Consider the following 17231-nt stretch of genomic DNA (forward strand, 5'->3'; position numbering starts at 1 on the left):
AATAAGGAACAGAAGATGAAAAATAATGCGCTGTCCGTGATGGTGGCCGAACAAGACGAAAAGCTGGAGTGGGAACGCCTGATTGGGCCGCTGTGGGATAACCGCTGGCGGATCGCCGTCGTGACCGGCGTGGCAGGCATGTTGGGCGTCGCCTACGCCCTGTTGGCCACCCCGGTGTACCAGGCTACGGCGGTGGTGCAGGTGGAGAAGCAGCTGTCCGGCGATTCGCTGCTGCGTGAAACGTTGGACAGTTCAATGATGGGGCAAAATTCGGCGACACAGGATGAGGTGACGCTGGCTAAGTCGCGCTACGTGCTGGGAAAAACGGTGGACACCCTCGGTCTGACGGTGCGCGTCAGCCCGGACTATTTTCCGGTGTTCGGCAAAGGCTTTGCCCGCTTGAGCGGTGAAAAGCCGCCGGTGCTGAGCATTGCCACGCTGACGACGCCGGCGGACATGGAGGGCGAAGCGCTGACGCTGACGGTGCGCGATGGGCAGCATTACGAGCTGAGTTATGACGGCAGCAAACTGTTCAGCGGCGTGGTCGGGCAGCCGGTGGCGCAAGGCGGTTGGAACATGACCGTCTCGGCGCTGGACGCTTCGCCGGGCGCCAGCTTTACCGTGGTCAAAGTCGCGCGTCAAGAAGCGGTGGACGATCTGCGTAAATACCTGGACGTGGTGCCGGGTGGCAAGGATAGCGGCATCATGACCTTTACGCTGCCGAGCGAAGATCCGCAGAGCGCCGAGGCAATGCTGAAGAACATCACCGACAACTACCTGCAGCAGAACGTGGACCGCAAAACGGAAGAAGCTCAGCGAATGCTGGCGTTCCTGCAAGAGCAGCTGCCGCAAACGCAAACCTCGTTGAACAACGCCGAAACCCAACTTAATCAGTTCCGCCAGCAAAATGACTCGGTGGATCTGTCGCTTGAAGCCAAATCGGTGCTGGATACTCAAGTGCAGCTCGAGGCCCAGCTCAACGAGCTGACCTTCAAGGAAGCGGAAATCTCCAAACTCTACACCCGCGCGCACCCGGCTTACCGGGCGCTGCTGGAGAAGCGCGCCACGCTGGAGGCGGAAAAGGCACGGCTGGGTAAACAGGTGCAGACGTTGCCGAAAATGCAGCAGGAGATCCTGCGTCTTACCCGCGACGTGCAGGTGGATCAGCAGGTTTACATGCAGCTGATGAACAAGCAGCAGGAACTGAGCATCAGCAAGGCCGGCACGGTGGGCAATGTGCGCATCATCGACGAAGCGGAAACCGCGCTGCGGCCGATTAAGCCGCAAAAGATGCTGATCGTATTGTTGGCGCTGCTGCTTGGCGCCGGGGGCGGCGCCATCGTAGTGCTGCTGCGTGCGGCCTTCCATCGCGGCATCAATGACATCGATACCCTGGAGAAGCGGGGCATCAACGTCTACGCCACCGTGCCGCTGTCGCCGTGGCAGGTGAAGCGCAACCGCGAGCAACGTCAGCTGCTGCCAAGGTCCGGGGGGCGGCGCTTGCCGATCCTGGCGGTGGCCGAACCGACGGACCTGTCGGTGGAAGCGATCCGCAGCCTGCGCACCAGCCTGCATTTCGCCATGATGGAGGCCAAGAACAACATTCTGATGGTCTCCGGCGCCAGCCCGGAAAGCGGCAAGAGCTTTACCAGCACCAACCTGGCGGTGGTGGTGGCGCAGGCCGGGCAGCGGGTGCTGTTGATCGACGCCGATATGCGCAAAGGCTTCCTGCACCGCTGGCTGGCGGATGATGGGCATCAGGGGCTGTCCGACATGCTGGTGGGCAACGTGATGGCGGAACAGGCGGTGCGGAAAACCGCCATCGCCAATCTGGACTTCGTGCCGCGCGGTCAGGTGCCGCCGAACCCGTCCGAACTGCTGATGCACCGCCGCTTCGCCGACTTCCTGCGCTGGGCCGGGCAGAACTACGATCTGGTGCTGATCGATACGCCGCCGATTCTGGCGGTGACGGACGCGGCGATCGTCGGCAATCACGCGGGTACCTCACTGCTGGTGGTGCGCTTTGAGGTGAATACCGTCAAGCAGATCGAAACCAGCATGCGTCGTTTCGAACAGAATGGCGTGGCGATCAAGGGCGTGATCCTCAACGGGATGGTGAAGAAGGCGGCAACCGACATGAGCTATTACAACTTCGCCTACCCAAGCCATCGGGAAGATCACCCGCAGGCAGGGGAATAAGCGGGTGAAGGCCATTATCACCAATGCCCTGTGGCTGATGCTTGAACGCGTTTCGCTCAGCCTGTCCGGCATCTTCGTCTCCATTTACGTTGCGCGCTATCTGGGGCCCGCGCAGTTTGGCACCCTCAACTATCTGTTGGCGACGATCGCCATCGTAGTGCCACTGGTGCAGTTGGGCGCCGACAGCATCATTTTCAACCGCGTCGCCCGCCGACAGCCGAGCGGCATTCGCCTGATGCTGGCGTCAATACGCCTGCGTCGTTGGCTGTTCCTGGTGGTGGCGCTGCCGATGCTGATATGGAGCTATTTCAGCCAATCGCCCGCCAGCCAACTGATGACGCTGTTGCTGCTTATCAGCGCCTATTTCTCGATTCAGGACGTGTACAAAATTTATTACGATGCCCGCCTGCAGTCGAAACGCAATACGCTGATCAACAACCTGGCGCTGCTGCTGTCGATCGGGCTGCGGCTGGCGCTGGTGAGCGCGGCGCTGCCGCTGGTGTGGTTCGCGGTACCCTACATCCTCAGCAGCGCCGTACCTTACCTGGCGCGCCTCTGGTTATTCCGTGCGGAAGCGGCGGCCTCGCCGCGGGTTACGCCGCGCCAGGCCAGGCGCTATGGCCGTTATTTGCTAAAGGTGGGCCTGCCGTTGGCCATCTCCAGCCTGTCGATAGTGATCTATACCCGCATCGATCAAATCATGCTGGGCAATCTGGTCGGCGAGCAGGCGGTAGGCTGGTTCAGTGCCGCCACCACCCTCAGCCAAGGCTGGGTTTTCGTGCCGATGGCGCTGATCACTTCGTTGATGCCGGGCATTGCCAGCTGTCGCGATCCGTTGGAGCAGGAGTACCGTATTCGGGTGCTTTATTTGGTGGTCTTGGGCCTGTCGTTGCCGGTGTTGCTGGGCCTATGGTGGTTCGCCCACCCGGCGATTGCGCTGCTGTACGGCGCCGCTTTCCAACCGGCCGCCAATATCCTGGCTATTTGCACGCTGACCTCGCTGTTCTCGGTAATGGGGACGGTTTCGTACCGCAGCATCGTGCTGTTCGCCGGCTATCGTTTTATCGCCATCAAGATGCCGTTGGTGGCGGTGGCGAACGTGGTGATGAATCTGCTGCTGATCCCGCGCTACGGCCTGATCGGTGCGGCGGTATCTACGCTGTTGGCGGAGTTCATTTCGTTCTTCGTGCTGAACAGTTTATTCCGTGGCGGAAAAATTACCCGACTGCAGCTGACCTGTTTTTACTGCCTGCCGCGTCTTGTCAGCAAATTAAGGAGAGAGCATGTTAAACATCCTGGTTAAAAATATTTCCAAGCGCCTGCCTGATGCCTGGCACCATCAGGTTAAATACGCGCTCTATTTCAAGAAGCTGCCGCACCTGTCAAAACCGACCGGCTTCAGCGAAAAGATCATGCGCCGCAAAATTTATCCGCGCAGCATCTACACCACTTTGTCGGACAAGTTCAAGGTGCGTGAATTTATCGCCGGCCTGTGGGGCGAGGAGTATCTGGTGGAGCTGTATGCGCATGGCACTGAACTTAGCTACGACATGTTCAGGCAATTGCCTAACGCCTTTGTGCTGAAGGCCAACCACGGCAGCGGCTATAACCGCTTGGTGTTCGACAAACAGCAGATTAGCTACGCGGAGTTGTACGATCTCAGCAACGCGTGGATGCGCAGCAACTTTTATGAGCAGAGCCGCGAAAAGCATTATCTGGATATCGAACCCTGCATCATGGTGGAGCGCCTGTTGCTGGATGGCGAACAGGTGCCGAACGATATCAAGTTTCATTGTTTCAACGACAATCATGAAATTCGTATGTTCATCCAGGTGGATTACCAGCGTTTCGGCACCCATCGGCGCGATATTTTTGATATCGACTGGAACCGCACCGAAATTCGTATCAACTTGCCGAATGCAGACGAACCGATGCCGCGTCCTACACGGCTGGAGGAAATGATACGTTTGGCTCGCCAGACCGCGCAGCAGTTCTCTTATGTCCGTGTGGATTTCTACCAGGTCGGTGAGAAGGTGTATTTCGGTGAGTTGACGTTTACGCCTGGCGCGGGGTTAAGCAAGCTGATGCCGAAAAACATTGAGCAGGAATGGGGCAGTTATTTTACTGAGTAAACGCTTATGCAAAGAGTCGCCTCCAATTTTCAAATGCATGCCAATGCGGGTTATAATCAGTCGCGAGATTTAGTCAATCAATCAATTGTATTGACCTTCCTGCTGATGTTTTTCGTGAAAACGTTCCTGACCTCGGGATCGTTCAATAGCGAGCTGATTAATAAAGCGGTCATGGGGCTTAATGGCTTGATGTTGCTCTATGTTGGCTATGCATTTTTTATCGCTACGCTGGCGGAAAAGGCGGTTGCGGGTTTTTTGGTTCTGCTGTTTCTTGTTAATATTGCCACCGATCATGGTGATTATCTGTTTGGTGCGGTATTCAGCACGGCGGTGATCATTTTATTTCGTCGCATCGAAATGGGGCGTGGCGCTGAAATGTTTGCCATCACCTTTGTGGTGGCAGGGTTACTGGTGGTTATTCCCTATATCTTTTACACCGATGGGTTTGTTTACCTTGATGAGCGTTACGGCAATCGATTAACGCTGGGGTTCGATAATCCGAATACCCTGGCGTATTATTCTTTTGCCTTGTTCGCCACATTGCTGTGCCTGATCGACCATGCGAAATTAACGCGAGGAATGAAAAATATCGCTTCGCTGGCGGTATCGGCGTTAATTCTCCCGGTGCTGATGTATTCCTATTCTCGCACCTGTTTTATGTTGGCGCTGTTGATGTTGTTGCTGTTTTGGTTGGCGCCGCTGCTGCGTGTCGCGCCGAACAGAAAAGTCTGCATCGCGCTGACGTTGGCCATTGTAGGCTTTCAATTCGCCAGCGTTATACGCTGGGGGAGTAATCCGGCCTTGGACGTCCTCTTGAACCAGGCGTTGACCGGGCGAATCTGGTTCTCCTGGCAGATGTTTCAGGCGGTGGGGCTACCCAATCCGCTGTTCGGCATGAATATAGAGCCTTATAAGCCCGTCGATTTCTTCTTCATCGCCATGTTTTATTCGGCCGGTGGCATCGCTTCTGTCGTCATGCTTTTTTGTTATTTTCACCTGTTGGGCAATATGCGCAGGCTGAGTCGGTTCATGCGCTGGGTGGTGGTTGTTTTCCTGCTGACAACCTTTACGGAAACCTATTTTTTGGTCCCGGTATTTAACGTGTCGTTATTGTTGCTTTGCCGTGGAAAAGAAATGATAAATTCTAAGTTGGAGGGTTAAGAAATGGATTTCTCGATCGTTATCCCTATTTATAATAGTGCACGCTACCTGCCGAAAACGCTGAAGCGGATTTTCAACGCTTGCCAAGGATTCGACTATCAGGTGATTTTGGTTGATGATTGCTCTGACGAGGATGATATCAAGTATATTCGTCAGATAGCGGCGACGAATAGCAATGTGATGCTGCATGAGAAAAAACAGAAGAGCAATGCGGCGGTGTCGCGCAACTTAGGTACCAAGTTAGCGCAATCGGAGATCGTGTTTTTCCTCGACTCTGATGATTACTTCACGACCAACTATATTATTCGTCGCATGAATAAACATGAGGATCGCCATATTGATATTATCTTCGGCAACTATGCGGAGGTGAGCGGCGATTCGGTGCGTGATTTCAACTTCCATTATAAATCCGGTTCCTCCGGCGAGGATTTTCTTTTTCTGGAAATGGGCGATATTCGTTCATCCACCATCAGCATCCGTAAAAAAAGCGATCGCCGCTTTTTATTTCCCGAGTTCCTCAATAAGCATCAGGACTGGGGTTTTTTGGTCAATGCCACCAATTTGGGCGCGCATGTGGCGCACGACGCCGGCGGAGGGGTGTTTCTCGACGTAGGGCGCTATGGGCGCATGACGGCGAAGCTCAATCTGGAGGCCAGCGACCGCTTTATCAATACCTTCCTCAGCCCCAGCGATCGCCATATCAGCGGATTCGCCTGCAAGCATCTGCTGGCCTCGCTGTATTCGGAAAACGCCCAGGCGTTCAATTATTACTCGTCGCGCATCGTGCGGCACAGCCTGAGCGGCAAGTTCAAGGTGATCAAATGGTATGGCGATTGTCTGGCGCGGTTGGGATTGTTCTCGGTTGGCGGCCGGCTGCTGCGCAATGTGCGCCAGGGATTCAGGAGATGATATGCAAGCACGCAAGGTAATCATCGTTATCGAAAATATCGCGGGCAAGGGCGGTACTGAACGGGTCGCCAGCGGTTTGGCCAACGCGCTGGCGCGTCTGCCGGGTTATGAGGTGGCGGTGTTTTCGCTGTTTGGCGAGCGGAGCTTCTTTCCGCTGGCGAGTGACGTCCGGTTGCGCTGCGGCGGTGGCGATTCGCTGTTCTGGCCATGGCGGCTGGCATTGGCGCTGCGGCGTGAACGCGCGGACGTGATCATTACCGTTTCTATGGGAAAACTGTCGGTGGTGATGACGCCTTTTCTGCGTTTGTTCTGTGCCCGCAGCCGGTTGCTATTAAGTGAGCACGTCAGCTTTCACCAGTATCCGCGCGTATTTAAGTGGCTGAAGTTGCTGGTTTACCGGCTGAGCGATCGCGTGATTTTCCTGACGCGGCAAGATAGCGACGCCATCGCTCGCTGGGTGGGGGCCGGAAAATGTCGGGTGATCGAGAACGTTTCGCCATTCGGCGCACAGGCGCCGACGCCGGCGCTGCAAAAAAAGGTGGCGCTGGCGGTGGGGCGATTGAGCAATCAGAAAGGCTTCGATCGACTGATCGCACTGTGGCGAGGGGTGGTGGCACAGGCGCCGGATTGGCGTCTGCTGATTATTGGCGACGGTCCGGAGCGCGACGCTTTGAGGCGACAGATTGAAGACGCCGGGCTGGAGCAGCAGGTGAGTCTGCTGCCGGCCACCGCTAACGTGGCGGACTATTATCGCCAGGCCAGCCTGTATTTGATGACCTCTCGCTATGAGGGATTGCCGATGGTGCTGATCGAAGCCATGAGTTTCGGCCTGCCGCTGGTGGCCTACGACTGCAAGACCGGCCCGGCCGAGTTGATAGACGATGGCGTCAACGGCTATCTGGTGCCCGATGACGACGCCGCCGCCTTCAGCGAAGGGGTGATCAAACTGATGCTCGATCCGGGTTTGCGCGAGCACTTCTCTATCGCCGCGTTAGAGAAGTCTCGTCGTTTTTCTCCCGAACGTATTTATCCCCAGTGGCAACAGCTCACCGAGTGAGGACAGAATGGAAAAGATATCCGTGATAATGCCGGCCTACAATGCTGCGAACTCTATTAAAGAGTCGATTCTAGGCGTGCTGAATCAGCGATTTACCGATTATCACCTGTATGTGATCGATGATGCGTCTACCGACGATACTGCCGAGGTGGTACGGCCGTTCATCCACGATCGCCTCACCTATATCCGTAATGAGCATAACCAGGGCGTGGCGGAAACGCGCAACATCGGCATTGAGGCGGCGAAAGGCGACTATATCGCCTTCTGCGACAGTGATGACGTATGGCTGCCCAACAAGCTGTCGCGCCAGGCGAGCATTTTGCAAACCCGCCGCTACGACGTGGTGTGCTCCCATTATTACACCTTCGAAGACGACCTGAAATTGATCAAAAACACCCGTGGTGCGGATGAGCTTATTGGCTATCAGGATATGTTGAAAAGCAACTGGATTGGCAATCTCACCGGCATCTACAACCAGAAGCGCATCGGTAAGGTGTATCAGCAAAAAGTGGGCCATGAGGACTATTTGATGTGGCTGGCGGTGCTGCAGAAGGCGCGTAACGGCCTGGCCTACTGCATTCCCGAACCGCTGGCCTGTTACCGATTGTCTACCCATTCGCTGTCGGGCAACAAAATCCGCGCCGCGGACTGGCAATGGCGGATTTACCGTCAGCATTTGGGGCTGTCTTACCAGAAATCCTGCTATCTGTTCGCCACCTATCTGTTCAATGCCGTGGTGAAAAGGAAGTGACCATGAGGGGGATGTATCAGAGGGTGGCTCTGGGCTGTTGCGCCTTGTGGAGCGCTTCGGCTCTGGCGCAGAGCTGCCAACCCAATCTGTTGGCCAACCCCGGCTTTGAGCAGGGGCTCAGCGGCTGGCGCGCGCAGGGCGCACAGGGCGACGGCGATACGCACAGCGGCCGTGGCAGTCTGCGTTATGACAATGCAGATGCAGCGCAGTACCGTACCTTCAACCAGGCGCTGCAGGTTGTACCCGGGCAGACGATCGATTTCGGCGTCTGGCTCAAGACCCGCGGCGTACGCGGGCAAAGCCGCGACGGCGGCGCCGGGGTTTATCTGCAAAGCTTTGATGCGCAGGGGCGCTTTCTGGAAGGCAGCTATCCGGCTGGCGTGACCGGCGACAGCGGTTGGCGGCAGGTGAACGCCAGCTATACCGTGCCGCCGCAGGCGGCGCGAATCACTTTTGGCGTTTACCTGCGTAAGGGGAGCACCGGTACCGTCTGGTTTGACGACGCCTATGCGTGTACTCGAGCGCCTAAGCCGGCATTGTATCAGCTCGGCGCGTCGGCGCAGGGAAAGGTCGACACGCTGATAGTCACTGCGCAGCCGCAGCATTTGCAGGTCGATAGCGAATTGCTTAATGCCGAGGGGCAGGTTGTTCACCGTAGCCGCGACCGTTATCAAGTTGAAGGGCAGCGCCGTATCGAATACCCACTGCCGACCGGCCTGGCCCAGGGAGAGTACCGCCTGCGTCAGCAGGTCACCGGTCAGCAATCCCAGCCGGCACAGGGCAGCGAGCTGTCTTTTCGCGTTGGCCAGCCTGCGGCCAAAGTGGCGATCGACAGCAAAGGCTTTACCCTGCGCGATGGTCAACGGCTTTTCCCGTTGGGCATTTACGCCAACGTGGCTACCGATGAACATTTGGCGCGCATCGCCTCGGCGGGATTCAACACGGTGCTGAACTATGATTATGGGGAAAAGAAAGATCCTTACGCCTTTTTCCGCAACGCACGCAAGCGCGGGCTGCTGGTCATTTACTCCGTCAAAGATCAGTACCGCGGCAGCCGTTTCGCGCCGGCCGTGCGTGGTGGCGGCTACGCGGCGATGACGGCCTGGTACGTGCAGCGCTTGCGCTCTCAGCCCAACCTGCTCGCCTGGTACATCAACGATGAACTGGGGCCGGAATATCTCGATAAGATCGAGGAAAAAAACCTGCAAATAAAGCGGCTTGACGGCGATCACCCCACCTTCCAGGTGTTGAACAAAACCGGGGAGTTGGACGCCTACTTTAACAGCAGCGACATTTTGGCGACCGACCCTTACCCGGTGGGGAACGATCGCGATCTGACGCGCACTACGCGTTATACCGAACTGACGGTGCAGGCCGCCCGCCAGGCACGCGGGGCCTGGGTGGTGATGCAAATCATGGATCACGCCGCTTATGACGCCCGCCGCAAGCCACATCCGCCGTCAGAGGCGGAAATCCGCAACCAGGCCTGGCAGGCGCTGATCGGCGGCGCTAAGGGGCTGTTGTTTTATTCTTATACCGATCTGTTTTACAAGCGTAAAACCGGCCGCTTCGACCAACGGGAGTTTGACGCCACCTGGCGTGGCGTGGCTGCCGTGTCGCAGCAAATTGCCGCTTTCACCCCTTATCTGCTGACGGGAAAATCGACGCCGCTGGCGGGAAGCGACCCGCAAATGCCGGCGCGGATGTTTATTCTGGGCGATCGCGCCTTGCTGCTGGTAGCCAACCCCTACTATCGAGAGGGAAGCACCCGCTTGCGCCTTCCGGCGGGCTGGCGGCGGCAGGGAGAGGGCACGGAGGTCAAGCTGGCGTTGCCCGCCGTGGGCACCGCGACGCTGTGGCTTCAACGCTGAAAGCGACGAGTTAGCATCACGCGGGAGGTTTCTCCCGCGTCCTACCCCCAAATACCCCACCTTGCCCCTCGCCCGTCAGTCTCTGTCATGAATTCCTGGTTTATTCATTCAAATTCAATTAATTAAAGTTAATTCTCGCACCTATACTTTGGTGGTATTTCATCCCCGATGCGCGCGTCGCCTCCCGCTTTCTCTTGATCGCAATCAATTTGCCGCCGGTTGGCCGTCAGTAGGCTGGCGGCAGATTGAGCATGTCTTCTTATAACGACAAGAGCCTTCAGGAGCATTCCGGATGAGCAAATTTTTAGACCGTTTCCGCTATTTCAAGCAGTTGGCGGAGCCTTTTTCTGGCGATCACGGCCAGACCTTGAACACCAACCGCGACTGGGAAGACGGCTACCGCAGCCGTTGGCAACACGACAAAGTGGTGCGTTCCACCCACGGCGTGAACTGCACCGGTTCCTGCAGTTGGAAGATCTATGTGAAGAATGGTCTGGTGACCTGGGAAACCCAGCAAACCGATTATCCACGCACCCGTCCCGATCTGCCTAACCATGAACCGCGCGGCTGCCCGCGCGGCGCCAGCTACTCCTGGTACCTGTACAGCGCCAACCGGCTGAAATACCCGCTGATGCGCAAGCGTCTGCTCAAACTGTGGCGCGAAGCGAAAGCGCAGCACAGCGATCCGGTCGCGGCCTGGGGCTCTATCGTCGGCGATGCGGAAAAAGCCAAAAGCTACAAGGTGGCGCGCGGCCGCGGCGGTTTCGTCCGCTCCAGCTGGCAAGAGGTCAATGAACTGATCGCCGCCGCCAACGTCTATACCGCCAAAACCTTCGGCCCGGACCGCATTATCGGCTTCTCGCCGATCCCGGCGATGTCGATGGTGTCCTACGCCGCCGGCGCCCGCTACCTGTCGCTGATCGGCGGCGCCTGCCTGAGCTTCTACGATTGGTACTGCGATCTGCCGCCGGCCTCGCCGATGACCTGGGGCGAGCAGACCGACGTGCCGGAATCCGCCGACTGGTACAACTCCTCCTACATTATCGCCTGGGGCTCCAACGTGCCTCAGACGCGTACCCCGGACGCCCACTTCTTTACCGAAGTGCGTTACAAGGGCACCAAAACCGTGGCGGTGACGCCGGACTATGCCGAAGTCGCCAAGCTGTGCGACCACTGGCTGAATCCGAAGCAGGGCACCGACAGCGCGATGGCGCTGGCGATGGGCCACGTAATGCTGAAAGAGTTCCATCTCGACCGCGAAGTTGGCTACTTCCGCGACTATGTACGCCGCTATACCGACATGCCGATGCTGGTGCTGCTGGAGCCGCGTGAAGGCGGCCACTACGCCGCCGGCCGCCTGCTGCGCGCCGCCGATCTGGTGGACGGATTGGGCCAGGAAAACAACCCCGAGTGGAAAACCGTCGCCATCGACAGCCACAGCGGCGATCTGGTGGCGCCGCAGGGTTCCATCGGTTTCCGCTGGGGCGAGAAGGGCAAGTGGAACCTGGAACAGCGCGAGGGCAAATCGCAACAGGAAGTCGAGCTGCAGCTCAGCCTGTTGGGCATGCATGACGACGTCGCCGAGGTGGGCTTCCCGTACTTCGGCGGAGCCGACAGCGAGCATTTCAACAGCGTGGCACTGGACGAGATCCTGCTGCACAAGCTGCCGGTGAAACGCCTGCGGCTGGCGGACGGCAGCGAAGCGCTGGTGACCAGCGTGTATGACCTGACGCTGGCCAATTACGGCCTGGAACGCGGGCTGGACGACGCCAACTGCGCCGCCGACTATGACGAGGTCAAGGCCTACAGCCCGGCCTGGGCCGAACAGATCACTGGCGTGTCGCGTCACAACATCATCCGCATTGCCCGCGAGTTCGCGGAAAACGCCGAGAAGACCCACGGCCGTTCGATGATCATCGTCGGCGCCGGCGTCAACCACTGGTATCACATGGACATGACCTACCGCGGCCTGATCAATATGCTGATCTTCTGCGGTTGCGTCGGCCAGAGCGGCGGCGGCTGGGCGCACTACGTCGGCCAGGAAAAACTGCGGCCGCAAACCGGCTGGCTGCCGCTGGCGTTTGGCCTCGACTGGCAGCGCCCGCCGCGCCACATGAACAGCACCTCGTTCTTCTACAACCATTCCAGCCAATGGCGCTATGAAACTGTCGGCACCGACGAGTTGCTGTCGCCGCTGGCGGACAAGTCGCGCTTCGGCGGCAGCCTGATCGACTTCAACGTGCGCGCCGAGCGCATGGGCTGGCTGCCGTCGGCGCCGCAGCTGGGCACCAATCCGTTGCGCCTGGCGGAGCAGGCCCGCGCCGCCGGCCAGTCACCGGTCGAGTTCACCGTCGACGGCCTGAAAAACGGCACGCTGGGCTTCGCCGCCGAGCAGCCGGACAATCCGCAGAACTTCCCGCGCAACCTGTTCGTCTGGCGCTCCAACCTGCTGGGGTCTTCCGGCAAGGGCCATGAGTACATGCTCAAATACCTGTTGGGCACCGAAAACGGCATCCAGGGGAAAGATCTCGGCCAGCAGGGCGGCGTGAAGCCACAGGAAGTGGAGTGGCGCGAGCAGGGCGGCGAAGGCAAGCTGGATCTGGTGGTGACGCTCGATTTCCGTATGTCGAGCACCTGCCTGTACTCCGACGTGGTGCTGCCGACCGCCACCTGGTACGAAAAAGACGATATGAACACCTCCGACATGCACCCGTTCATCCATCCGCTGTCGGCGGCGGTCGATCCGGCCTGGGATTCGAAGAGCGACTGGGAGATTTACAAGGGCATCGCCAAGGCCTTCTCCGAAGTGTGCGTCGGCCATCTGGGCCAGGAAACCGACGTGGTGACCTTGCCTATCCAGCACGACTCCGCCGCCGAACTGGCACAGCCTTACGGCGTGCAGGACTGGAAGAAAGGCGAATGCGATCTGATCCCCGGCAAAACCGCGCCGCACATCATCGCGGTGGAACGCGATTACCCGGCCACCTACGAGCGCTTCACCTCGCTGGGGCCGCTGCTGGACAAACTGGGCAACGGCGGCAAGGGCATCAGTTGGAACACCCAAACCGAGGTCGACTTCCTCAAGCAGCTTAACTACGTCAAGGCCGACGGCCCGGCGGTAGGGCGGCCGAAGATCGAGAGCGCGATTGACGCGGCGGAAGTGATCCTGTCGCTGGCGCCGGAAACCAACGGCCAGGTGGCGGTAAAAGCCTGGGAGGCCCTGAGCAACGTCACCGGCCGCGATCACCGGCATCTGGCGCTGAACAAGGAAGACGAGAAAATTCGCTTCCGCGACATTCAGGCGCAGCCGCGCAAAATTATCTCCAGCCCGACCTGGTCCGGTCTGGAGGATGAACATGTTTCCTATAACGCCTGCTACACCAACGTGCACGAGTTGATCCCGTGGCGCACCCTCAGCGGCCGTCAACAGCTGTATCAGGACCATGAGTGGATGCGCGCCTTCGGTGAAAGCCTGCTGGTATACCGGCCGCCGATCGACACCCGTGCCGCGCAGCCGCTGCTGAACAGCAAGCCGAACGGCAACAAGGAGAAGGCGCTGAACTTCCTGACGCCGCACCAGAAGTGGGGCATTCACTCCACCTACAGCGACAACCTGTTGATGCTGACGCTGTCGCGCGGCGGCCCGATCGTCTGGCTGAGCGAAGACGACGCCAAAGATCTGGGCATCGCGGACAACGATTGGATCGAGGCCTTCAACGCCAACGGCGCGCTGACGGCGCGCGCGGTGGTCAGCCAGCGTATCCCGGCCGGCATGACCATGATGTACCACGCGCAGGAGCGCATCGTGAACCTGCCGGGCTCGGAGATCACCAGCCAACGCGGCGGCATCCACAACTCGGTGACCCGCGCCTGTCCGAAGCCGACCCACATGATCGGCGGCTACGCGCAGCTGGCCTACGGCTTCAACTACTACGGCACCGTTGGCTCCAACCGCGACGAGTTCGTGGTGGTGCGCAAGATGAACCGCATTGATTGGTTGGACGACGAAGGCAACGACTACGCGCAGGGCAGTCAGCAGGAGAACAGCAAATGAAAATTCGTTCGCAAGTCGGCATGGTGCTGAATCTGGACAAGTGCATCGGTTGCCACACCTGTTCGGTCACCTGCAAAAACGTCTGGACCAGCCGTGAAGGTATGGAATACGCCTGGTTCAACAACGTGGAAAGCAAGCCTGGCGTCGGGTATCCGCACGCCTGGGAAGATCAGGAAAAATGGAAGGGCGGCTGGATCCGCAAAATCAACGGCAAGCTGGAGCCGCGCATGGGCAGCCGCGTCGGCGTGTTGGCGAAAATCTTCGCCAACCCGGACGTGCCGGCGCTGGACGACTACTACGAGCCGTTCGATTACGACTACCAGCATCTGCACACCGCCAAACAGGGCAAGCACCAGCCGGTGGCCCGCCCGCGCTCGCTGATTACCGGCCAGCGCATGAACAAGATCGAAAGCGGCCCGAACTGGGAGGAGATCCTCGGCGGGGAATTCGAAAAACGCTCGCAGGACAAGAACTTCGATAACCTGCAGAAGGCGATGTACGGCCAGTTCGAAAACACCTTCATGATGTACCTGCCGCGCCTGTGCGAGCACTGCCTCAACCCGGCCTGCGTCGCCACCTGCCCGAGCGGGGCGATCTACAAACGCGGCGAAGACGGCATCGTGCTGATCGACCAGGACAAGTGCCGCGGCTGGCGCATGTGCCTGACCGGCTGCCCGTACAAGAAAATCTATTTCAACTGGAAAAGCGGCAAGTCCGAGAAGTGCATCTTCTGTTACCCGCGTATCGAAGCCGGGCAGCCGACGGTCTGTTCGGAGACCTGCGTGGGCCGCATCCGCTATCTCGGCGTGCTGCTGTACGACGCCGATCGCATCGAGCAGGCGGCGGCGGTGGAGAACGACAAAGATCTGTATCAGAGCCAGCTCGATATCTTCCTCGATCCGCATGATCCTAAGGTGATTGCTCAGGCGCTGGCGGACGGCGTGCCGCAGGGCGTCATTGAAGCCGCCCAGCAGTCGCCGGTGTACAAAATGGCGATGGACTGGAAGCTGGCGCTGCCGCTGCACCCGGAATACCGCACGCTGCCGATGGTGTGGTACGTGCCGCCGTTGTCGCCGATTCAGTCCGCCGCCGACGCCGGCGAGCTGGCGCACAACGGCGTATTGCCGGACGTCGAGAGCCTGCGCATTCCGGTGCAGTATCTGGCGAATCTGCTGACCGCCGGCGATACCGAACCGGTACTGCTGGCGCTGAAGCGCATGCTGGCGATGCGCCACTACAAACGGGCGGAAACCGTCGACGGCGTGGTGGACACCAGCGCGCTGGAGCAGGTTGGCCTGAGCGAAGCGCAGGCGCAGGAGATGTATCGCTACCTGGCGATCGCCAACTATGAAGATCGCTTTGTGGTGCCGTCGAGCCACCGCGAACTGGCGCGCGAAGCCTTCCCGGAAAGCAAGGGGTGCGGCTTCAGCTTCGGCGACGGCTGCCACGGCAGCGATGGCAAGTTCAATCTGTTCAACAGCCGCCGTATCGACGCCATCGACGTGACCGCGAAAACCGCGCGGCCGGAGGATGCCTCATGATCAGCCTGAAAGTGATCGCCCGCCTGCTGGATTATCCGGAGCAGGTGCTGTTTGACCATCAGCAGGCGCTGATCGAAGCGCTGGAGCCGGCCAGCGAGCTGGATCTGCACCACAGCGCGCAGCTGATTCTGTTTATCCGCCGCCTGTGCGCGCGCCCGTTGCTGGATGCTCAGGCTGACTATTGCGAGCTGTTCGATCGCGGCCGCGCCACCTCGCTGCTGCTGTTTGAGCACGTGCACGGTGAGTCGCGCGATCGCGGCCAGGCGATGGTTGACCTGATGGCGCAGTACCGCACCGCCGGGCTGGAGATCGACAGCCGCGAGCTGCCGGACTTCCTGCCGCTGTACCTGGAGTATTTGGCCAGCCGCAGCGCGGCGCAGGCGCGGGAAGGGCTGCAGGACATCGCGCCGATCCTGGCGCTGCTGGGCGCGCGCCTGCAACAGCGTGAAAGCCCGTACGCGGTGCTGTTCGATCTGCTGCTGGCGCTGTCCGGCAGCGAGGTGCAGGCCCAGGCGCTGGAGACCCAGGTGGCGCAAGAGGCGCGCGACGATACGCCGCAGGCGCTGGATGCGGTGTGGGAAGAGGAGCAGGTCAAGTTTCTCGGCGAACAGGGCTGCGCCTCCGCCCAGCAGACGGCGCACCAGCGGCGCTTCGCCGGCGCGGTGGCGCCACAGTATCTGGATCTGACGGATGCGTTAACCGGAACCAAAGGACGCTAATCATGCAATTTTTGAATCAGTTCTTCTTCGATATCTACCCTTATCTGGCCGGCGCGGTATTCCTGATCGGCAGCTGGTTGCGTTACGACTACGGGCAGTACAGCTGGCGCGCCGGCTCCAGCCAGATGCTGGATAAAAAGGGCATGAGGCTGGCGTCCAACCTGTTCCACATCGGGATTATCGGCATCTTCGCGGGCCACTTCCTCGGCATGCTGACGCCGCACTGGATGTATGAGGCCTTCCTGCCGATCGACGTGAAGCAGAAGCTGGCGATGATCGCCGGCGGCGCCTGCGGCCTGATGACGCTGATCGGCGGCGCGCTGTTGCTGAAGCGCCGGTTGACCAACCCACGGGTGCGCGCCACCAGCAGCTTCGCCGACATCATGATCCTGACGTTGCTGGTGGTGCAGGTGTGTCTGGGGCTGCTGACCATTCCGTTCTCCGCCCAGCATATGGACGGCAGCGAAATGATGAAGCTGGTGGCCTGGGCGCAGGCGGTAGTGACCTTCCACGCCGGCGCCTCTGCGCACCTGGAAGGGGTGGCGATTATCTTCAAACTGCACATGGTGCTGGGCATGACGCTGTTCGTGCTGTTCCCGTTCTGCCGCCTGGTGCATATCTGGAGTGCGCCGGTAGAGTACCTGACCCGCCGTTATCAGCTGGTGCGCAACCGCCGCTGAGCCTGACCCCGCCGCCGCCGATCGCCAGCGGCGGCGCTATTCCGATAATTCCCCCGCCGTCTGCCCATTCTCGCCGCCTTGTCGTAAACTAATTATCTCAGTCATGTTACGCTTATGCTTCCGCCGACGGACGTCGGCCCGTGGTAGCCGATAACAA

12 protein-coding genes are annotated in these 17231 nt (G+C 59.3%); all 12 read left to right on the forward strand.

Annotation, left to right across the window (positions count from 1 at the left end):
* Positions 1-15 precede the first annotated feature (15 nt).
* The 12 genes from ACJ8J5_RS03505 to narI all read left to right on the forward strand — a co-directional run bounded on the left by ACJ8J5_RS03505 (position 16) and on the right by narI (position 17074).
* Positions 16-2199 (forward strand): polysaccharide biosynthesis tyrosine autokinase, encoded by a 2184-nt coding sequence (locus ACJ8J5_RS03505; protein WP_060433316.1) that lies wholly within the window; start codon positions 16-18, stop codon positions 2197-2199.
* A 4-nt stretch (positions 2200-2203) separates the two neighbouring features.
* Complete coding sequence (locus tag ACJ8J5_RS03510) at positions 2204-3502, forward strand: flippase (protein ID WP_049204106.1); 1299 nt, start codon at positions 2204-2206, stop codon at positions 3500-3502.
* On the forward strand, positions 3483-4331 hold the full coding sequence (locus tag ACJ8J5_RS03515; RefSeq protein WP_025303208.1) for an ATP-grasp fold amidoligase family protein: 849 nt from the start codon (positions 3483-3485) through the stop codon (positions 4329-4331). Before ACJ8J5_RS03510 ends, ACJ8J5_RS03515 begins: the two co-directional genes overlap by 20 nt.
* 6 nt (positions 4332-4337) lie before the next feature.
* Positions 4338-5492 (forward strand): hypothetical protein, encoded by a 1155-nt coding sequence (locus ACJ8J5_RS03520; RefSeq protein WP_414104417.1) that lies wholly within the window; start codon positions 4338-4340, stop codon positions 5490-5492.
* Between the two features lie 3 nt (positions 5493-5495).
* Positions 5496-6401, forward strand: coding sequence for a glycosyltransferase family 2 protein (locus tag ACJ8J5_RS03525; protein WP_025303206.1), 906 nt, complete (start codon positions 5496-5498; stop codon positions 6399-6401).
* A gap of 1 nt (position 6402) precedes the next feature.
* The gene (locus ACJ8J5_RS03530) at positions 6403-7458 is read left to right on the forward strand and encodes a glycosyltransferase family 4 protein (protein WP_025303205.1); all 1056 of its coding nucleotides are present in this window, start codon (positions 6403-6405) and stop codon (positions 7456-7458) included.
* 7 nt (positions 7459-7465) lie between these two features.
* Complete coding sequence (locus tag ACJ8J5_RS03535; RefSeq protein ID WP_038876984.1) at positions 7466-8209, forward strand: glycosyltransferase family 2 protein; 744 nt, start codon at positions 7466-7468, stop codon at positions 8207-8209.
* Between the two features lie 11 nt (positions 8210-8220).
* Positions 8221-10080, forward strand: coding sequence for a carbohydrate-binding protein CenC (locus ACJ8J5_RS03540; protein ID WP_414104520.1), 1860 nt, complete (start codon positions 8221-8223; stop codon positions 10078-10080).
* A 292-nt stretch (positions 10081-10372) separates the two neighbouring features.
* The gene (locus tag ACJ8J5_RS03545; RefSeq protein ID WP_060433303.1) at positions 10373-14134 is read left to right on the forward strand and encodes a nitrate reductase subunit alpha; all 3762 of its coding nucleotides are present in this window, start codon (positions 10373-10375) and stop codon (positions 14132-14134) included.
* Entirely contained in the window at positions 14131-15675 is a 1545-nt protein-coding gene (narH, locus tag ACJ8J5_RS03550) for a nitrate reductase subunit beta (protein WP_025303201.1), read from the forward strand. Before ACJ8J5_RS03545 ends, narH begins: the two co-directional genes overlap by 4 nt.
* Positions 15672-16394, forward strand: coding sequence for a nitrate reductase molybdenum cofactor assembly chaperone (gene narJ / locus ACJ8J5_RS03555; RefSeq protein ID WP_025303200.1), 723 nt, complete (start codon positions 15672-15674; stop codon positions 16392-16394). Before narH ends, narJ begins: the two co-directional genes overlap by 4 nt.
* A gap of 2 nt (positions 16395-16396) precedes the next feature.
* Positions 16397-17074 carry a respiratory nitrate reductase subunit gamma gene (gene narI, locus ACJ8J5_RS03560; RefSeq protein ID WP_025303199.1) on the forward strand — a complete coding sequence of 226 codons (678 nt, stop codon included), beginning with the start codon at positions 16397-16399 and terminating at the stop codon, positions 17072-17074.
* Positions 17075-17231: the final 157 nt, after the last annotated feature.

It is taken from the genome of Serratia sp. CY43202 (assembly GCF_052168755.1).
Lineage (GTDB): Bacteria > Pseudomonadota > Gammaproteobacteria > Enterobacterales > Enterobacteriaceae > Serratia > Serratia bockelmannii.